An 18,400-nucleotide genomic window follows, 5' to 3' on the forward strand; every position below is an offset into this window, starting at 1 on the left:
CGGGCAGATCTCCCAGGGTAATTCGCGCGACCTTCCTGCTTATGCCTGTCGGATCTACGTCACAGCGTTCCGTGCAAGTATTGGGCTTTGGCAATTTTGGCTACCTTACCCCGCTGCACCGCCTAATCCGCTTCCTGTTCGTCAGGCCAGCATTTTGCCTCGGGCTTCCTTCAGATTCGCAGTCACCCGCGACACCCTTGCCTCTGGCTAACACTTCCCCTTGCCGGGTGTGTAGAGGACTTTCACCTCCAAGTCACCAGCGTGACCACCACAGCCAAGCTGGTTGCGCTTGCGCGCAACGCGCCATGCCTGGCGCACCAAAAAAAAACGCCGCTCAAATGAGCGGCGTTTTTTTGAATTTGGAGCGGGAAACGAGACTCGAACTCGCGACCCCGACCTTGGCAAGGTCGTGCTCTACCAACTGAGCTATTCCCGCAAATGGCGTCCCCTAGGGGACTCGAACCCCTGTTACCGCCGTGAAAGGGCGGTGTCCTAGGCCACTAGACGAAGGGGACACGCTGCCCGGAACACATGGTGTGTGTTCCAGTGCCCAGATCCGCCTCCGAAGATTTTGGCTCTGGTTTCACTCAGCCCTGCCCGGAAGCAACGCTGTTTAAAATTGGAGCGGGAAACGAGACTCGAACTCGCGACCCCGACCTTGGCAAGGTCGTGCTCTACCAACTGAGCTATTCCCGCAAATGGCGTCCCCTAGGGGACTCGAACCCCTGTTACCGCCGTGAAAGGGCGGTGTCCTAGGCCACTAGACGAAGGGGACACAAACCTTCTGACTTGATCAGTGCTGAGAACTGATCGATTCAAGGACCGTGTGGCCAGACCTTGAACCTGTAATTGGTGGAGCTAGACGGGATAGAACCGTCGACCTCTTGCATGCCATGCAAGCGCTCTCCCAGCTGAGCTATAGCCCCGGATTTTTCGCCTCGCGGCGGAGCGACATCTTGCAACATCGCTTCTGTAAAACTGGCGTCCCCTAGGGGACTCGAACCCCTGTTACCGCCGTGAAAGGGCGGTGTCCTAGGCCACTAGACGAAGGGGACAAGACGTACAACATTCACTGCTTACAGCGTTTGGCTGAGTGCTTTACGCTGTAAGTGGCGCGCATTCTATGGATGGATTGAAGGGTCGTCAACCCCCAGATATAAATTTATTTAAATCAATGACTTCGCCCGGTTTGGGGGCGATCCGGACATTTTACCCGCCCGGTCTCTGGCGCCTATATTCTGTCACCCGCCGAGACGCTATAGTCGAGCCCGGCAAATGATGGCAATGTGCACCCATCCGGTTATGCTTCCTATAAACAGCACGACGCCCGTCTAATCGCGTCGCTCGGACCTATGCGCTTAAAAGCCAAGCCACTACACTCATGACATGCGTACCACAATAAAGAGGTCTTACCGGTGACACCACTCATGATCACCCTGCTCGTCGTAGCCGGGATCGCCCTGTTGATCGCCATTGGCTACATGAACCACGTGGTGGAAAACAACAAGCTGGAAAAGGCCCGCACCAAGGTAGAACTCAATGACCGCATGCGTCGCTGTGGGGAGCTCACCGAAACCTTCCCCGGGCAGTTGATGACCCCTGCCCTGAAGTTGTTGATGACGCGCCTTGAGATGAACGTCTGTCAGCGCCTGCTGAACCTGGAGAAAACCAATTCTGCGGTCAAGGCACGCCTGGACGAATTGAGCGCACTGGCCGCCCAAGGTGAATCGATCCCGGTGAACAATCCACCGGCACCGATCCAGACCGAAGCCAAGGCCAAGGACGTACGTTTTCTGCTCGAGGCCTTGCACGGCCAGATCACCCGTGCCGCCCAGGACGGTTTCCTGCCGCCTAACGAAGCCAAGCGCTGGATTCGCGAAGTGCGACACATCCTGGTGCTGCTGCACATCGAGTTCTTCAACAACCTCGGCCAGCAAGCCCTGCAGCAAGAACAACCCGGGCAGGCCCGCCTGGCCTTCGAGCGCGGCGTGCAGTACCTGCGCAAGCAACAGGAACCCCAGGTCTACGCCGAACAACTGGCCTACCTGGAAAAACTCCTGGCCCGCGCCAATGCCCAGGTCCTGGCCAGCACCCAGCCGGTCGAAGGCGAAGTCAACCAGTTGACCGAAGGGCTGAAGGAAGCCGAAGTCAACGACGAGTGGAAGAAGAAGAAAGTCTACGACTGATACGGCTCCACCCTATGCGGGTGGAGTTTCTGTGGCGAGGGAGCTTGCTCCCGCTGGAGTGCGCAGCGCTCCCACGAATCTTGGGTCTGCTTCGCCGCCCAGCGGGAGCAAGCTCCGTCGCCACGGGGCTGTAAACTATGCCCGTACACCGCCAGGCAGGCAAAACTGTTGGAATGTTGGACCTGCTATCGCGGACTCACAACCTGAAATGCCCCACCATCCCCTTAAGCTCAACCCCCAACTGCGCCAGCTCGATGCTGGAAGCGGCATTGCCGCGCATCGCCAGAGAGGATTGATCGGCGCTGGCGCGAATGCTGGTGACACTGCGATTGATCTCCTCGGCCACCGAACTCTGCTGCTCGGCCGCCGCCGCGATCTGTTGGTTCATCTGTTGGATCAGCGACACCGCCGCCGCAATACTGCCCAAGGCGCTTTCGGTCTGTAGTGCATCGCTGACCGCCATCTTCACCAACTCGCCGCTGCTCTGGATCTGCTGCACGGAAGCCTGGGCCGCTGAACGCAGGGCACTCACCAGTCGCTCGATCTCCTCGGTGGACTGTTGCGTGCGCTTGGCCAACGCCCGCACCTCATCGGCCACGACCGCAAAACCCCGGCCCTGCTCCCCGGCCCGGGCCGCCTCGATAGCGGCATTGAGCGCCAGCAGGTTGGTTTGCTCGGCCACGCTCTTGATCACACTCAGTACCGTACCGATGTTCTGGATCTCGGCACTGAGGCTTTCGATACTGGAACTGGCCGACGTGGCCGAATCGGCCAGCTGTTCGATGCGCACCATACTCTGACGCACAACCTGCTGGCCGCTTTCGACCTTGTCGTCGGCAGTCTGGGCCGCTTGTGCGGCTTCTTCGGCATTGCGTGCCACGTCATGCACCGTGGCCGTCATCTGGTTCATCGCCGTGGCGACCTGCTCGGTTTCTTCTTTCTGGCTACTGACTTCCAGGTTGGTCTGCTCGGTCACGGCTGACAGCGATTGGGCCGAATTGGCCAATTGCTCGATACCGGCCTGCAGGCCGCTGACGATACTGCTCAGCCCCGCTCCCATCTGTTGCATCGCCTGCATCAACTGACCAATTTCGTCTCGGCGCGTCACCTCCACCGTGGCGCTCAAGTCACCCGACGCAATCTGCTGGGCCACGCGAATGACACTGCGCAGCGGCGTCACGATCAGCCGGGTTATGACCCACGCCGCGATCAATCCCACCAGCAACGCCAAGGCCGACGAACCGATGATCAGCAGCGAATTTTTCTTCAGTTCGGTCTGCATGGCCTGGTCTTCGGCACCGAAGGCCTGGTCAACCCGCGCCACCACTTGATCGGCCCGCTCGTGCAGTTGCTGGTAGACGACTTTTTCCTTCGCCAGCAGGCCGGTGTATTCGGCCAATTGTTCATTGAACCCGGCGATATGCCCGGCCACTTCATTCAGCACGGTCTGGTAACCCGGGTCCTTGACCGTGGTCTTGAGCACTTCGGCCTGTTTCATCGCCTGCTCGGCCTGTTCGATGCTGCCTTCTCCGGCGCCCTCGACATTGCCTTTGCGACTCTGGTCCAGGCGGACCCGCGCTTCGTTCATGGCCTGCAACATCAAGCGGGATACTTCGCTGACCTGGTTGGCCTGCTCGATGAACTCGGCCCCCTCCTTGCCCTCGGAATCTTTCAAGGTATAGGTGCCATCATCCGCCAGCCCGGCCTGCAACACATCCAGGTTATTGGCGACGCTGGACACCGACCAACTGGCCATTTCCAGCGCTAGGTCCTTGCTCTGGCTCAACCCGACAAATTCGTCGAACGCCTTGCGATACGCGCCCAGCGCCTGCTCCACGTCGTTCATCACCGGCACGTTGGCAGCCGACTGCACCTTGAGTTCGTTCGCCTGGGCCACCAGAGCGTCGACCCCCTGGCGCAACGCATCGGCGGTCTTGGGGTCGGAGCGCGAGGCGTATTCCTGCTCCAGCAGCCGGACCTTGAGCAACCCGCTGTTGAGGGACGACATCTGTTTCAGGCCATCGAAGCGATGGCTGATGGTCTGCAGGGACCAGACACCGATGGCCGCGACCACTGCGGTCAGCAACAGCACCAGGACAAATCCGATACCCAGTTTCTTTGCCATACCCAGGTTGGCAAAACGTCCTTGCACGGCGGAAATCATTGCGCTCAGTCCTCTGCCAGTGTGTGTTGATTGCAGATTCGCAACGAGACGCCCTGCAACACAAGATGCTGGCGTCGGAATAATGGCAAAAAGCTACAGCTGCGTCGTTTTCAGGACACTAGAGGTCGATCCAGAGCCGCTGCCCGGAAGAACGCCAGCGCCCTGGGGTCACGGGCATACGCCACGTTGATCCGTAGCCAGTCACTGTCGGCACCCGAAGGGCTGAATGCGCTACGCGAAGACAGCAGCACGCCAAAACGCCTGGCCAGGCGCTGTACTCCAGCGTAGTCACACAATGGCGGTCTTGCCCAGATGAAAAGCCCGCCGGCCGGTTTGCCAAAGACCTCCCAGTCGGCGTCTTCCAGTACCTGCAACAGCGCCGCCATATCGGCACCCAGACGCTGCCGCTGGCGCTGGACCAGCTTGCGATAGGCGCCATTGGCCAGGAGGCAGGCAAGGACCGACTCACAGAACCGCGATCCCCCCATGCTGGTAATGCCCTTGACCTCGCTCATGCGCGCAATGATGGAAGGTCCGGCCACCACGAAACCGACGCGCAACGAACTGCTCAGGGTTTTCGAAAAGCTGCCCACGTAGACCACCTCGGGATCCAGTGCCGCGAGCCGGGTCCGCGCCGAGCTCTGGAAATCGCCATAGGCATCGTCTTCGATCACCAGTACGCCGTGCTCCTTCGTCAATTGCAGCAGCCGTTGAGCGACGGCCGGAGCCAGGCTGGTGCCGGTCGGGTTATGGCAGGCGCTGTTGACGAATAGCGCAGTGGGCCGGTGCATCGCCAGCAGGTCTTGCAGCGCATCGACGTCCGGGCCGCGTGGGGTCCTGGGCAGTTCGATCATGTCGATGTCGTGCAACCTGAGCAGGTCAAACAGGCTGGAATAACCGGGGCTCTCCACGACCACGCGGGAACCCGGCGGCAACAGTGTCCGTACGATCAGGTCCAGCCCGTGGGTCGCCCCGGTGGTGGTCAGGATCAGGTCTTTATCGACCTCGATATTGAATTGTTTCAAGCGCCTGGACAGTTGCTCACGCAGGGCAGGCAGCCCCAACGACGTGCTGTAGTTGAACAATCCCGCCATGTCGGTGCGAGTGACCTGGCGGATCGCATAGCCCAGGTCGTCGCTTTCACGCCAGCTCTCGGGCAGCCCGCCACACCCCAGCTTCAACTCCCATTGCGAGCTGTCGCCCCCGTCGGTGAACGTGGCTTGCTGTCGATTCTGATCAGTGGGCTCGGGCCCGGGCGACGGGGGTGGAGCGACAAAAAAGCTGGAACCATGGCGGGACGCCAACAGGCCTTGGGCGACCAGGCGTTCACACGCTTCATTGACGCTGGACTGGCTGAGCAGGTTCTCCCGCGCCAGTTGGCGGACGGATGGCAGCCGAGTTCCCGGTTGTACCGCATCCTGTCGGATCCAGCCGGTCAGCGCGTCAACGATTTGCTGCACGACAGGCACCAGGGCCTGTCGGTCGATTCTCAACTCCATGAGTAACCAAGCTCCTAAGCATTTGTTTTATTTCCGGAAACAGTTAAGCACAGGCCGCAACGGGACGATGTACGACAACGTCGCCAAAACCGTCGATTCTCACCCTTTGAAACACATTGAAGGACCGTTCCGAGGTTTTTTCGAGCGCCCCACGAAAAAGCCCGCAACCAGTGCGGGCTTCGTCCTACAAGCCGAAGGGCAAGTCCTCAGAACGCCGTGACGCCGCCGTCCACCGCCAGGGAATGGCCCGTGGTGAAGGCCGCGCCGTCGCTGCACAAATACAGCACGGCGCTGGCGATTTCCTCGACTTTGCCGATACGCCCCACCGGGTGCATGGCATTGGCGAACTCACCTTTTTTCGGGTCCGCCTCATAAGCGCGACGGAACATGTCGGTGTCGATCACCGCCGGACAGACCGCATTCACGCGGATTTTCTTCTTGGCGTATTCGATGGCGGCCGATTTGGTCAGGCCGATCACGGCATGCTTGGACGCTGCATAGATGCTCATCTTCGGCGCCGCACCCAGGCCCGCCACCGAGGCCGTATTGACGATCGCGCCACCACCCTGGGCCAGCAGCAATGGCAACTGGTACTTCATGCACAGCCAGACGCCCTTCACATTGACCCCCATGATCGCGTCGAACTCATCGAGGGTACCGTCGGCCAGCTTGCCCTTCTCGATCTCGATCCCGGCGTTGTTGAAGGCGTAGTCAAGACGACCGTAGGTCTTGATCACTTCGTCCATCAGCTGCTGCACATCGTTTTCCAGCGTCACGTTGCAGCGCACGAACACCGCTTCGCCGCCCGAATCACGAATCGACTGCACCGTGCCCTCGCCACCCGCCACGTCGAGGTCCGCCACCACCACTTTCAGCCCCTCTGCCGCGAACGCCAGGGCAGTGGCCCGGCCGATGCCAGCGGCAGCGCCGGTAACCACGGCGACCTGTCCGGAAAACGTCATGCTCATTGTCTGTTCCTCGAAGAATGCGGGAGATGCCGCCAGTCTAGCCACAGGTCCCGAGGACGCGGCAGCACTATCCAACTGCCGGTTGAGCGCTCATGGGCGCCAGTGATAAGGCCCCTGGGCGAACTATCACTGCGTTGGATCGAACTGCATTCGCTGTATCAGCAGACCTTGCGGCAAATGCTTCGAAGGTCTATCAACAAGGCTTCATTCATCTTGAGTGCCCGCCATGACTGCCCAGACCAATCGCCAGTTCCTGCTCGCCAAACGCCCGGTAGGCGCGGCGACCCGCGAGACTTTCACCTATCAGCAAGTACCGGTCGGCGAACCGGCAGCCGGCCAGATCCTGGTGAAAAACGAATACCTGTCCCTGGACCCAGCCATGCGCGGCTGGATGAACGAGGGCAAGTCCTATATCCCGCCGGTCGGCATCGGCGAGGTGATGCGAGCATTGGGTGTCGGCCAGGTAATTGCCTCGAACAACCCGGGGTTCACGGTCGGGGACTACGTAAACGGTGCGTTGGGGGTGCAGGATTATTTCCTCGGCGAGCCAAGAGGTTTCTACAAGGTCGACCCGAAACTGGCACCGCTGCCACGTTATTTGTCCGCACTGGGCATGACGGGCATGACTGCCTATTTCGCCCTGCTGGACGTCGGCGCGCCCAAGGCGGGCGAGACCGTGGTGCTCTCAGGCGCCGCCGGTGCGGTGGGCAGCATCGCCGGGCAGATCGCCAAAATCAAAGGCTGTCGCGTGGTGGGCATCGCCGGCGGGGCCGATAAATGCAAGTTCCTGGTCGATGAACTGGGTTTCGACGGCGCCATCGACTACAAGAACGAAGACGTTCATGCCGGCCTCAAGCGCGAATGCCCCAAGGGCGTGGATGTGTATTTCGACAACGTCGGGGGCGACATCCTGGATGCCGTGCTCAGCCGCTTGAACCTCAAGGCCCGCGTGGTGATCTGCGGCGCCATCAGCCAGTACAACAACAAGGACGCGGTGAAGGGCCCCGCCAACTACCTGTCGCTGCTGGTCAACCGGGCGCGCATGGAAGGTTTCGTGGTCATGGACTACGCCGCACAGTTCGCCGCCGCTGGACAGGAAATGGCCGGCTGGATGGCCAAGGGACAGCTCAAGAGCAAGGAGGACATTGTCGAAGGTCTGGAGACATTCCCCGAGACACTGACCAAATTGTTCAGTGGGGAGAACTTCGGGAAGTTGGTATTGAAGGTCTGACACAAAACAACTGTGGGAGCGAGCTTGCTCCCACATTAGGGATCTTCGGTGTCAGGTCAGGTCAATTCGGCCACGACCGCCGCCAGCGCCTGAGCTGGGTCGGCGGCCTGGCTGATCGGACGGCCGATTACCAGGTAATCGGAACCGGCGTCCAGCGCCTGGCGCGGAGTCAGGATGCGACGCTGGTCGTCCTGGGCGCTGCCCGCCGGACGAATCCCCGGGGTCACCAATTGCAGCGACGGGTGAGCCGCTTTCAGGGCGCTGGCCTCCAGGGCCGAACAGACCAGACCGTCCAGGCCGGCCTTCTGCGCCAGCGCCGCCAACCGCAGCACCTGCTCCTGAGGCTCGACGTCCAGGCCGATCCCGGCCAGATCCTCGCGCTCCATGCTGGTCAGCACGGTCACGCCGATCAGCAACGGTTTCGGGCCGCTGCGCTGATCCAGCACTTCACGGCAGGCCGCCATCATGCGCAGGCCACCGGAGCAATGCACGTTGACCATCCACACGCCCATCTCCGCAGCTGCCTTGACGGCCATGGCGGTGGTGTTGGGAATATCGTGGAACTTCAGGTCCAGGAACACTTCGAAACCCTTGTCGCGCAGGGTCCCGACAATTTCCGAAGCACAACTGGTGAACAGTTCCTTGCCGACTTTGACCCGGCAAAGCTTGGGGTCCAACTGGTCGGCCAGCTTCAGGGCGGCGTCACGGGAGGGGAAATCCAGGGCGACGATAATGGGCGTCTGGCAGGCGGACATGAGCGGGCTCTCAGGCAAGTCGAAATCGGCGCGCATTGTAGCGGAACGAGCGCCCGTGCGGGACCCGATGATCGGTAAATATCATCGTCCCCCAGCAGCATGGACGATACCGGCCTTTGTGTCGAAGCCGATACATTCATGACATGCGTACAACACGTCGACACGCTACCGTCCGCCGCCGCAACCCGTCCTTTCAGCGCTTCACGCCTCGCGGCACGAAGCCTTATGCTGAGGGCTCAACCTCGCCGCCTTCTTTGCGGTTGGCAGCCTACCTGGCAGATGATGCATCCATGCAGAACACCCCTGTTGCAAATTCTGACGATCAAAAAGTACCCGACGATGACAAGCGCTGGACCACCCGCGCGCTGATCGTCGATGACGACCTGCCGATCCGCGAGCTGCTGATCGATTACCTCGCCCGCTTCAGCATACGAGCCAGCGGCGTGACCGATGGCGCGGCCATGCGCCAGGCAATGCAGGCAGAGCACTTCGACGTGATCGTGCTCGACCTGATGCTACCGGGTGAAGATGGCTTGCAGTTGTGCCGCTGGCTGCGCGCCGAATCGGACATCCCGATCCTGATGCTCACCGCCCGCTGCGAGCCCACCGACCGCATCATCGGCCTGGAGCTGGGCGCCGATGACTACATGGCCAAACCATTCGAACCCAGGGAGCTGGTGGCGCGTATCCAGACCATCCTGCGCCGGGTGCGCGACGACCGCAGCGAACATCGGGCCAATATCCGTTTCGACAACTGGCGGCTCAACAGCGTGCTGCGCCAACTGATCTCCGCCGATGGGCTGGTGGTGCCGCTGTCCAATGCCGAGTTCCGCCTGTTGTGGGTCTTCATCGAACGACCGCGCCGGGTGCTCAGCCGCGAACAACTGCTGGACGCAGCTCGCGGGCGCTCCATCGAGGCCTTCGACCGCAGCATCGACCTGCTTGTATCACGCCTGCGCCAGAAGCTGGGCGACGACCCCAAGGCCCCGCAACTGATCAAGACCGTGCGTGGTGAAGGCTACTTGTTCGACGCGCGGGACATCGGTTGATGCAACTGCGCCTCGACTCCCTGTTCGGCCGCCTGTTTGGCGTGCTGTTGCTGGCGATTGTCCTGGCGCACCTGTTGGCGTTTGCCTGGTTTTCTCAATACGACAGGCCGCCTCCCGGGCCACCGCCGGAATTCTCCCGACAGGCCGAAAGCCCCCCGCGCTTCGGCCCGCCCCCTAACCGCCCTGCGCGCCCCTGGTTCGGCGGCCCGCTGGTGCCGCTGACCTTTCAATTCGTGTGCCTGATCGTCGCGGCCTGGTACGGCGCCAAGCTCCTGACCCGCCCCATCCAGCGCCTGAGCGATGCGGCCGAGCGCCTGAGCGAAAACCTCGACAGCCCGCCGCTGGATGAAAACGGCCCCCGTGAAGCGCGACAGGCAGCCCATACGTTCAACCTGATGCAGCAACGGATTCGCGAGCAGGTGCAGCAGCGTTCGCGCATGCTCGGCGCGGTGTCCCATGACCTGCGCACGCCGCTTTCGCGGCTCAAGCTGCGCCTGGAGCAGATCGATGACATCAAGCTGCAAGGCCAGATGCGCCAGGACCTGGACGACATGATCGGCATGCTCGATGCCACCCTCACCTACTTGCACGAACAGCGCACCAGTGAAGCGTTGCAATGGATGGACGTGCAGGCCTTGGTGGAATCGTTGAGCGAAAACGCCCAGGACCAGGGCGCCGATGTACAGGTCAGCGGGACCTGTGCACCGCTGCAGGTGCAACCGATGGCGCTGCGTTCGTGCCTCAACAACCTCATCGACAATGCCCTGCGCTACGCCGGTCATGCCTTGATTAGCCTGGAAGACCAACATAAGCAGGTGCTGATTCGTGTCATCGACCAGGGTCCCGGTATTGCGGCGGACAAACGCGAGGCGGTGTTCGAGCCGTTCTTTCGCCTGGAAGGCTCACGCAACCGCAACTCCGGCGGCGTCGGCCTGGGCATGACCATCGCCCGGGAAGCCACCGAACGCCTGGGCGGGCAATTGACCCTGGAAGAGACGCCAGGGGGCGGTTTGACAGCGGTGATCAGCCTGCCTCGCACCTGAATCCCACCGATGTCCCTCTGTGGGAGCGGGCTTGCTCGCTCCCACACTCGACACTGCGCCGGGACTGAGTTTGTACACCCACCGGTACAAACTCCACACACCCCAGACAACTCCCTCGCAGAGGCTGCATAAGCCGGTGCACCCACCGGCTATCCCAGCCCAAGGAGAGCGCCCATGATCGGTAGCGTCAGCAGTTACTCCACCTATACCAGCACCAGCAGTACCGCAACCAGCAGTGCCCGCAGCCAGCAGTTTCAAAAGGAACTGCTGAGCAAGCTCGACAGTGACGGCGACGGTTCGGTCAATCAGGAAGAGTTGAGCACCGCCCTGTCGCAAAAAAGCGACGATGGCATCCTGGTCAGCCTGAGCGACAATTTCGGCGACCTGGACAGTGACGGTAGTGGTGACCTGAGCAGCGAGGAAATGGCCGCAATGGCGCCACCACCTCCGCCGCCACGGAGCCAGGCGCCGAATACCGAACTGGCCGATGCGCTGCTCAGCGTCCTGGACAGCGACGGTGATGGCTCGGTCAGCAGCGATGAGTTGAGCAACGGCCTGGCCAGCACGGACAGCGATGCCGACAGCCAGCAAGTGTTCTCGGCGTTGGACAAGAATGAAGACGGCACTGTCAGCCTCGACGAACTCTCCGCCAGCCTTGCACCACCGCCACCACCGCAACAGGCCTCCGGTGAAGAGCTGTTCAGCCAGCTCGATGCCGATGGCGACGCCACCGTCACCGCCAGCGAACTGAGCAGCGCCTTGCAGGCCGGTCGCCGCAGCGACAGTTCCACCGAACAGGCCAATGTCAGCGAAGCGTTGAACAGAATGATCGCCAACCTCAGCCGGCAGTACTCGCTGGATAACGTCGCCACTGTAGGGAAACACCTGAACGTGGCGACCTGATTCACCGGCAAGCCTGGATTGAAACTCACTTGTGGCGAGGGGATTTATCCCCGCTGGGTTGCGCAGCAGCCCTAAAATCAGACGACCCGGAGTGTCAGGCTGACCGAGCCGGCAGTTTTTGGGGTCGCTTCGCAACCCAGCGGGGATAAATCCCCTCGCCACAAAGGTTTGTACTTGCCTCTGGGATGGGTTACCGCGCCTGGCTTTTGCTCCAGTCCGTCAACAGGCTATACGCCACCGCCAGCAAGGTCGGTCCGATGAACAGGCCGATGAAACCGAAGGCAATCAACCCGCCGAACACCCCCAGCAGCACGATGACCAAGGGCAGGTTTCCGCCACGGCTGATCAGGTAGGGCTTGAGCACGTTGTCCACGCCACTGATGATGAACGTGCCCCAAATGCCCAGGAACACCGCCATCCCGTACTCACCCTTCCACGCCAGCCACGCCGTTGCGGGGATCCACACCAGCGGTGGCCCCATGGGGATCAGGCTCAACAGGAACGTGACGATACCCAGCACCAGCGCCCCCGGGACCCCGGCGATCAGGAAGCCGATCAGCGCCAGTACGGCCTGGGCCGCCGCGGTGCCAATCACGCCGTTGACCACCCGTTGCACCGTACCAGCCACCAGCTCGATGTAGTAACCGGCACGGTCGCCGATCAGACGCTCCAGCAACCCGTGGACGAATACCGCCAGGCGCGGGCCGTCGCGATAGAAAAAGAACACGAACACGATACTCAGGGTCAGCTCGAGTATGCCACCACCAATCTGTGCACTGCGCGCCAGCAGCCAGTTGCCGACCTGCCCCAGGTAAGGCCTGGCGGACACCATCAGCGCGGCCCCCTGCTGGTCGATGCTGTTCCAGATGCCGACCAGCCGTTCGCCCACCAGCGGTACACCGGCCAACCAGGTCGGGGCTTCGGGCAGGCCGTCGACCTGTGCGTCCTTGATAAACACGGTGGCATCACGCACATGGTCGGCCAGGTTGAAACCCAGCCACACCAGCGGCACCGCCACCAACAACATCCAGCCTACTGTCAGCAGCGCCGCCGCCAGGGATTCGCGGCCATTGACCCAGCGGGTCAGCAGGCGCATCAGCGGCCAACTGGCGAACGCCAACACCGCCCCCCAGAACAGCGCCGACCAGAACGGCGCCATGACCCAGAGGCTTGCGCCGAACAACACCAGGAGCAGGATCTGCACCAACAGCCGATCGTTATTGATCATGTAGGGTCTCGAAAAAATGAACAGGAGCGAGGCAACGGCGTGAAACCCGCGGCCCCGAGACAGCTTAGCGCAGCAACTCCAGGTGCAATCCCGCCGCCTCGCCGCTGGCGGCCTCCATGCGCGCCGCCCGAACGCCCTGGCCCGCCAGAGCCTCGATCCAATCCTCGGCCCGGGGACCGGCGATACTGACCCGCAAGCCCGTGTCCAGGTTCAGCGCCCGGGACAACAGGCGCAACCAGGTGTCGTCTGGCTCACCGGCAAGACGCGGTAAATCCAGGACCCCAGTGTCCTTGAGCTGGCGCAGCAGCGTGGCCGACGTCGGCAGCAGGTCCCCCAGCGGTGCATTCGCCTCGAACTGCTCGACATGCAGGTAGGCCTTGCGATTGCCGCGGGTGATGGCATACAGCGCAATCAGTGTGTTGTCCGCCGGTGGAGCCAGGCGCAGCAGCAGGAAGGCCTGGCCGTTGTCGGCGCCATAGAGCTTGGCGTTGCCGAAGACATCGTTGGCCCACAGGCTGCTTTCGCCGCAATCGCGGGCCTGGCACCAGAACAACAACTCGGCGTCCTGTTTCTGCAACGCTTCGCGCGCGGCAGTAAAGGCCTGGGTGGCGGAATGTTCCGGCGGCAGTTCGTAAGTAACAGACGTGGCGTTCCCACGGGCATCGACCTGGCCGTCGAAGCGCAACTGGCCGCTGATCTTGCGGATCGAGCCCATGGGATAGACGCGTTCCAGGTCGCTGGTTTGCCGGTAATCGACAATCTGCGCGTCGGGCATGCGCGGCACACGCTCCAGGTCGCGACTGCCTGGCACATCGACGGCGAACGACGCCGGGCTGAAGCAGGCCAGCACCAGCAGGACGAGTGAGTGAACGGATAATTTCATCGGGTCGGCTTGGCCTGGGACGCTTGGACGCAACGGGCGTCGTCGATGCACCGCGAGGCTGATAAACAGAGGTCTGTCATGGTTGTCTCCCTTTCAACCCGCCCAGCCTCGACAGTTGCCCGCCGCAAGTCAAGGAACGGTGAAGAACCGATTGAAACAGTCTGCTACAAGCGTGGCACCGACCTCGTCGTTCAGGTGTAGATGATGGCCGCCGGGCAACTGCTCATGACTGAAGGGTAGACGCTCCAGCAACTCCGGGTGCTGGGCCAGCATGCCGTCGGCGGCCACCACCAGATGTGCCGGACAAGCGACCCGCGCCACGAACGCCATGGCCTGTTCATCGGTCAGGCGCAAAGGCGATGGCAAGGTCAGGCGATTGTCGGTGCGCCAGGTATAGCCCCCGGGCACTGGCATCAGGCCGCGCTGGGCCAGCAATTCGGCGGCCTCGCGACTCACCGCCACCAGCCCCTTCATCCGTGCTTCGATGGCACGCTCGAGGGTTTTGTAGACCGGCTTGCGTTTCTGCTGCAGGTCCAACTGGGCTTGCAAGGCCATGCCCATGCGCTCGGCCGCGTTATCGCCTTTGGCTGTCGGAGGAATGACCCCGTCGATCAACCCCAGGTGCGTCACCCGCTCCGGCAGGGAGCCGGCCAGTACCAGCGAGACAATGGCTCCCATGGAGTGCCCCAGCAGGGCGAAACGCTTCAAGCCCAGTTGCTCGGCGACTTGCAGCACATCGTGGGTGTAGTCCCAGAGGGCATAACCGGCACCGAGTGGCCGATGCCCGGAGTGACCGTGGCCGGCCATGTCCAGGGCAATCACCCGCAGGCCCTCGAGCCTGGGCGCCAGGCGGGCGAAACTGTTGGCGTTGTCCAGCCAGCCGTGCAGGGCAATTACCGGCAGCCCGTCTTCCGGCCCGAACAGGTGGGCCGCCAATTCGATGTGCGGCAGGCTCAGGCGGACTTCCTCGACCAAACTCATGCGCTGCGCCCTTCCCAACGCTGGAACAGGTTCTTGAGCAGGTTGGCCGTGTCCTGCGGACGTTCGAGGGGGAACATATGGCCGCCGGGCATGCTCAAGGATTCGCCATGGAGCATACGTCCCACCGAACGGGTGTGATGACGCATCACCACGCGACTCTGCCGCCCGCGCACCACGGCCAGCGGCACCTTGAGCTTACGGGGCCGCCCGGGGCTGGTGTGCGGCACGCCGCGGTAAATGCTGATTTCGGTGGCCGGGTCGAAGCGCAGCCGCAACCGGTCGCCGACTTGTTGCAGACCGTGTTGCAGGTAGGCGTCGAAGCAATCCGGATCAAAGCTGCGGAACAGGGTCTTGCCGGCAAAATACTGCCGGGCCGACGCCAGGTCGGCGAACTCCTCACGCCGACCCAGGGTCCGGCCCGCTGGCGTCAGGCGGTCAATGAAGCCCAGGCGCTTGGCGGCCAGGATCACCCACTGGTCGGTACGGGTCAGCAGCGGCGAATCGAGCATGACCACGCCACGATACAGCTCGGGGCAGCGCAACGCCGCGTGCAGGTGCAGCACGCCGCCCAGGGAGTGACCGACGCCCCACACCGGCGCCGCTTGCTGCTCCAGGTGATGGATCAGTTCGTCCACCAGGTTGTGCCAATTATCGTCCACCGGAAAACGCGGGTCATGGCCGTGCAACTCCAGATGCGCGACCTGGTACTGCGGCGCCAGCGCGGCGAACAGCTTGCCGTAGGTGGCCGAGGGAAAACCGTTGGCGTGGGCGAAAAAAATCTGTTGCGACATGACAGCCGATCCATTGGGGGAACTGGGGCAGATTGTCCGCAGAACCCGACGGCACGGCAATGACCGTAACTGACAGGAATGATGACAGTCGGGCTTGGGCTATGGGGTTGCATGAGCGATGAAACCCTGTGGCGAGGGAGCTTGCTCCCGCTGGCCTGCGAAGCAGGCCCAAAACCAGGCGACGCGGTGTGCCAGGCTAACCGCGTCGATGGGTTTAGGGGGCCGCCTCGCAGCCCAGCGGGAGCAAGCTCCCTCGCCACAAGAGCGGTCCATCAGTCACAAACCTGTATTCATGTTTCACCGCGCCGGCGGTTGCTCGCCCAGCGGCACCACGGCCATGGTCAGGCGCGACACGCAGTTGACTTTGCCCTCGTCATTGACCAGGCGGATGTCCCAGACCTGGGTAGTGCGGCCCAGGTGGACCATCCGGGCCGTGGCGGTCACCCGTCCGCTGCGCACACCGCGCAGATGGTTGGCGTTGATCTCCAGGCCCACGCAATAGAACTTGCTGGCATCGACACAGAGATAGGCCGCCATGGACCCGACCGTTTCGGCCAACACCACCGAAGCACCGCCATGCAGCAGGCCGAACGGCTGGTGGGTGCGATGATCGACCACCATGCTGGCGGTCAGGGATTCGTCGTCGAAAGACTCGAAACGAATGTCCAGCATTTCGCTGATGGTATTTTTACCGGCGGCGTTCAATTGCTCGATGTTGGGGGTGGTGCGCCACAGACTCATCGTTGTCGTTCCTTTATGGTTTTACTGTGCTCAACCCTTGCTGCCAACCTGCCTATGGGTGCCGGATGCCCTTGAGCGTCATCGCTCCGGCCAGGGGCAGGTCACCTTCCAGTTCAGCCAGGCCAGCCGTTTGCACTTGCTCGGTTTTTTGCAGATGGCCGTGCTGCAACAAGCCCAGCAGGCTGCCCACCAATGGGTTATGACTGACCAGCAGTACATCGTCCTGGTCCTCCAGATGCCTTAGCACCTCCGTCGGCCGGGTCTCCGGCGTGAGCCAATCGACGGTGATCAGTTCAGGTTCGAACCCCAGTGCTTCGCGCACCAGTTGTGCGGTCTGCTGGGCCCGCACATAAGGGCTGGCGTAGATGGCCCGCAACGGCTCGCCCATCAACCGACCGGCGCTGAGCAACACCTCCTCGCGGCCGTGCACCGTCAAGACCCGTTCCGGATCGGGACGGACACCATGGGGCTCAGCCTCACCATGACGCAATACCCACAGTTTCATAGCTTCGGCTCCTCGTCCCGGGCGGGATGCGGCGCCGGCGCCACGGTGTGAGGCGCTTCACCTTCAGGCGTGCGCGGGGTCGGCCAGTCCGCGAACGGCCAGGGTTTCTGATCGCTGTGAAAGGTGCCGAAACGACCTATCTGGGCCAGGAACTGGCTCAGGCTGTCGCCGAAATTCATCAGGCTGGCGCTGGGTGCGCCGTAGATCAGCCGATAGATCAATTGCACCAGCACCACGGCGCCGAGGATGAATTGCGCCACCTGCCAGACCAGCAGGTAAATCACCATCCACAGCACTCGCAGCAGGATGGATTCGTATTGGGGTTGCCCTTGCGGATCGTTCATGGCTCGCTCCTGCTTGCGGTCAATAAAGGTTCAGTTGAACCCGCTGGTGGAAATGAAATCGACGTCGGTCTTCGGTTCGCCACGCATCAACAGCTCGATCACCTGCTCAAGCGTGCGCCCCTCGAACAGAATCGCATGCAGCCCGGCGACCAGCGGCATATACACCCCCGCCTCCTGGGACTTGGCCTTGAGCACCTTGAGGGTATTGACCCCTTCGGCCACTTCACCCAGGCGCGACACGGCCTCATCGAGGCTCAAGCCTTGGCCGAGGGCAAAACCGACCTGGTAGTTGCGACTCTTGGGCGATGAACAGGTGACGATCAGGTCGCCCACGCCGGCCAACCCCAGGAAGGTCATAGGATTGGCGCCCTGGCTGACGGCAAAGCGGGTCATTTCCGCCAGCGCGCGGGTGATCAGCATGCTCTTGGTGTTCTCGCCCATGCCCAGCGCCACCGCCATGCCGGCGATGATGGCATAGACATTCTTCAACGCCCCGCCCAGCTCCACACCGAAACGGTCGGCACTGGCGTAGACCCGAAAGGTGCGGCCATGCAAGGCCGCCTGGACCCGTTGGCACAGCTCCTCATCCTCACTGGCGACCACCGTGGCGGTCAGCGCATGCTCGGCGATTTCCCGCGCCAGATTCGGCCCGGAGATCACACCGATCCGAGCCTTGGGCGCGATTTCTTCGAGAATCTCGCTCATCAGCTTGAAGGTCTTGGCTTCGATGCCCTTGGTCAGGCTCACCAACAGCTTGCCGCTCAAGCGTTCTGCGTAGGGCGCCAGCACCGAACGCAAGGCGCTGGACGGCAAGGCGACGAAGAACAGGTCGCTGCCCTCCAGGGTTGCCTGCAAGTCAGTCACCGGTTCCACTTCCGGACGGATCTTGATGCCCTTGAGGTAACGCGGGTTCTCACGATTGATCCGGATGGCCTCGGCCTGTTCCGGGTCACGCATCCACTGGCGCACCGGGTGACCATTCTCGGCCAGCAGGTTAGCCACGGCGGTGCCGAAACTCCCGCCTCCCAGGACCGCAATCGGGCGCTGTTCAGTCATATGCAATCCGTTCATCCATACCAAGTGGCAATGCGGGGCATTATACGGAGCGGCCAGAGCGCGACCAGCCCCG

At 62.2% G+C, this 18,400-nt stretch carries 17 protein-coding genes, 6 tRNA genes and 1 pseudogene; 5 read left to right on the top strand and 19 right to left on the bottom strand.

Annotation, left to right across the window (positions count from 1 at the left end):
- Positions 1-360: 360 nt before the first annotated feature.
- The 6 genes from BLO97_RS25055 to BLO97_RS25080 form a co-directional block, all read right to left on the bottom strand.
- Positions 361-436: transfer RNA gene (locus tag BLO97_RS25055), tRNA-Gly, on the bottom strand.
- 3 nt (positions 437-439) lie between these two features.
- Positions 440-515, bottom strand: a tRNA-Glu gene (locus tag BLO97_RS25060).
- A gap of 105 nt (positions 516-620) precedes the next feature.
- Positions 621-696: transfer RNA gene (locus BLO97_RS25065), tRNA-Gly, on the bottom strand.
- A 3-nt stretch (positions 697-699) separates the two neighbouring features.
- Positions 700-775, bottom strand: a tRNA-Glu gene (locus BLO97_RS25070).
- Positions 776-850: 75 nt separating this feature from the next.
- Positions 851-926, bottom strand: a tRNA-Ala gene (locus BLO97_RS25075).
- 53 nt (positions 927-979) lie between these two features.
- Positions 980-1,055: transfer RNA gene (locus BLO97_RS25080), tRNA-Glu, on the bottom strand.
- 372 nt (positions 1,056-1,427) lie between these two features.
- Here BLO97_RS25080 and BLO97_RS25085 point away from each other — a divergent pair.
- Positions 1,428-2,186 (top strand): hypothetical protein, encoded by a 759-nt coding sequence (locus tag BLO97_RS25085; RefSeq protein ID WP_092147893.1) that lies wholly within the window; start codon positions 1,428-1,430, stop codon positions 2,184-2,186.
- A 196-nt stretch (positions 2,187-2,382) separates the two neighbouring features.
- Here BLO97_RS25085 and BLO97_RS32420 read toward each other — a convergent pair whose 3' ends face one another.
- From BLO97_RS32420 to BLO97_RS25100, 4 genes and pseudogenes are all read right to left on the bottom strand, one after another.
- The gene (locus BLO97_RS32420; protein ID WP_371914217.1) at positions 2,383-3,264 is read right to left on the bottom strand and encodes a methyl-accepting chemotaxis protein; all 882 of its coding nucleotides are present in this window, start codon (positions 3,262-3,264) and stop codon (positions 2,383-2,385) included.
- Positions 3,265-3,291: 27 nt separating this feature from the next.
- A pseudogene (locus tag BLO97_RS32425) lies at positions 3,292-4,350 on the bottom strand (HAMP domain-containing protein); the annotation flags it as partial.
- A gap of 110 nt (positions 4,351-4,460) precedes the next feature.
- Positions 4,461-5,849 carry an aminotransferase-like domain-containing protein gene (locus tag BLO97_RS25095; RefSeq protein ID WP_092224705.1) on the bottom strand — a complete coding sequence of 463 codons (1,389 nt, stop codon included), beginning with the start codon at positions 5,847-5,849 and terminating at the stop codon, positions 4,461-4,463.
- A 206-nt stretch (positions 5,850-6,055) separates the two neighbouring features.
- Entirely contained in the window at positions 6,056-6,817 is a 762-nt protein-coding gene (locus tag BLO97_RS25100; protein WP_057451989.1) for an SDR family oxidoreductase, read from the bottom strand.
- Between the two features lie 226 nt (positions 6,818-7,043).
- On the opposite strand from BLO97_RS25100, the gene BLO97_RS25105 reads away from it, so the two are divergent.
- Complete coding sequence (locus BLO97_RS25105) at positions 7,044-8,048, top strand: NADP-dependent oxidoreductase (RefSeq protein WP_092224703.1); 1,005 nt, start codon at positions 7,044-7,046, stop codon at positions 8,046-8,048.
- 56 nt (positions 8,049-8,104) lie between these two features.
- Here the strand turns inward: BLO97_RS25105 and pyrF are convergent, their stop codons facing one another.
- On the bottom strand, positions 8,105-8,803 hold the full coding sequence (gene pyrF / locus BLO97_RS25110) for an orotidine-5'-phosphate decarboxylase (RefSeq protein ID WP_175489866.1): 699 nt from the start codon (positions 8,801-8,803) through the stop codon (positions 8,105-8,107).
- 290 nt (positions 8,804-9,093) lie between these two features.
- Between pyrF and BLO97_RS25115 the strand changes: the two genes are divergently transcribed.
- The 3 genes from BLO97_RS25115 (at position 9,094) to xopAW (ending at position 11,798) form a co-directional block, all read left to right on the top strand.
- Entirely contained in the window at positions 9,094-9,852 is a 759-nt protein-coding gene (locus tag BLO97_RS25115; RefSeq protein ID WP_092147885.1) for a response regulator, read from the top strand.
- On the top strand, positions 9,852-10,895 hold the full coding sequence (locus tag BLO97_RS25120) for a sensor histidine kinase (RefSeq protein ID WP_092348766.1): 1,044 nt from the start codon (positions 9,852-9,854) through the stop codon (positions 10,893-10,895). The genes BLO97_RS25115 and BLO97_RS25120 overlap by 1 nt, the downstream gene beginning before the upstream one ends.
- A gap of 174 nt (positions 10,896-11,069) precedes the next feature.
- Complete coding sequence (xopAW, locus tag BLO97_RS25125; RefSeq protein ID WP_092348770.1) at positions 11,070-11,798, top strand: EF-hand domain-containing protein; 729 nt, start codon at positions 11,070-11,072, stop codon at positions 11,796-11,798.
- Between the two features lie 190 nt (positions 11,799-11,988).
- Here xopAW and BLO97_RS25130 read toward each other — a convergent pair whose 3' ends face one another.
- From BLO97_RS25130 to BLO97_RS25165, 8 genes are all read right to left on the bottom strand, one after another.
- The gene (locus tag BLO97_RS25130) at positions 11,989-13,026 is read right to left on the bottom strand and encodes an AI-2E family transporter (RefSeq protein WP_092147876.1); all 1,038 of its coding nucleotides are present in this window, start codon (positions 13,024-13,026) and stop codon (positions 11,989-11,991) included.
- A gap of 64 nt (positions 13,027-13,090) precedes the next feature.
- Positions 13,091-13,909 (bottom strand): DUF4892 domain-containing protein, encoded by an 819-nt coding sequence (locus tag BLO97_RS25135; protein ID WP_092147873.1) that lies wholly within the window; start codon positions 13,907-13,909, stop codon positions 13,091-13,093.
- 129 nt (positions 13,910-14,038) lie between these two features.
- The gene (locus BLO97_RS25140) at positions 14,039-14,890 is read right to left on the bottom strand and encodes an alpha/beta hydrolase (RefSeq protein WP_092348774.1); all 852 of its coding nucleotides are present in this window, start codon (positions 14,888-14,890) and stop codon (positions 14,039-14,041) included.
- The gene (locus BLO97_RS25145; RefSeq protein WP_092147868.1) at positions 14,887-15,681 is read right to left on the bottom strand and encodes an alpha/beta fold hydrolase; all 795 of its coding nucleotides are present in this window, start codon (positions 15,679-15,681) and stop codon (positions 14,887-14,889) included. Before BLO97_RS25145 ends, BLO97_RS25140 begins: the two co-directional genes overlap by 4 nt.
- A 297-nt stretch (positions 15,682-15,978) precedes the next feature.
- The gene (locus BLO97_RS25150) at positions 15,979-16,422 is read right to left on the bottom strand and encodes a hotdog fold thioesterase (RefSeq protein ID WP_063324859.1); all 444 of its coding nucleotides are present in this window, start codon (positions 16,420-16,422) and stop codon (positions 15,979-15,981) included.
- 52 nt (positions 16,423-16,474) lie between these two features.
- Positions 16,475-16,927, bottom strand: a complete 453-nt coding sequence (sixA, locus tag BLO97_RS25155; protein ID WP_092348777.1) for a phosphohistidine phosphatase SixA — start codon at positions 16,925-16,927, stop codon at positions 16,475-16,477.
- A complete protein-coding gene (locus BLO97_RS25160) occupies positions 16,924-17,271 on the bottom strand; it encodes a DUF4389 domain-containing protein (protein WP_003204392.1) in 348 nt (115 codons plus the stop codon). Before BLO97_RS25160 ends, sixA begins: the two co-directional genes overlap by 4 nt.
- A 30-nt stretch (positions 17,272-17,301) precedes the next feature.
- On the bottom strand, positions 17,302-18,327 hold the full coding sequence (locus BLO97_RS25165; protein ID WP_092348780.1) for an NAD(P)H-dependent glycerol-3-phosphate dehydrogenase: 1,026 nt from the start codon (positions 18,325-18,327) through the stop codon (positions 17,302-17,304).
- Positions 18,328-18,400: the final 73 nt, after the last annotated feature.

The sequence above is a fragment of the Pseudomonas sp. NFACC05-1 genome (assembly GCF_900100135.1).
Lineage (GTDB): Bacteria > Pseudomonadota > Gammaproteobacteria > Pseudomonadales > Pseudomonadaceae > Aquipseudomonas > Aquipseudomonas fluorescens_Q.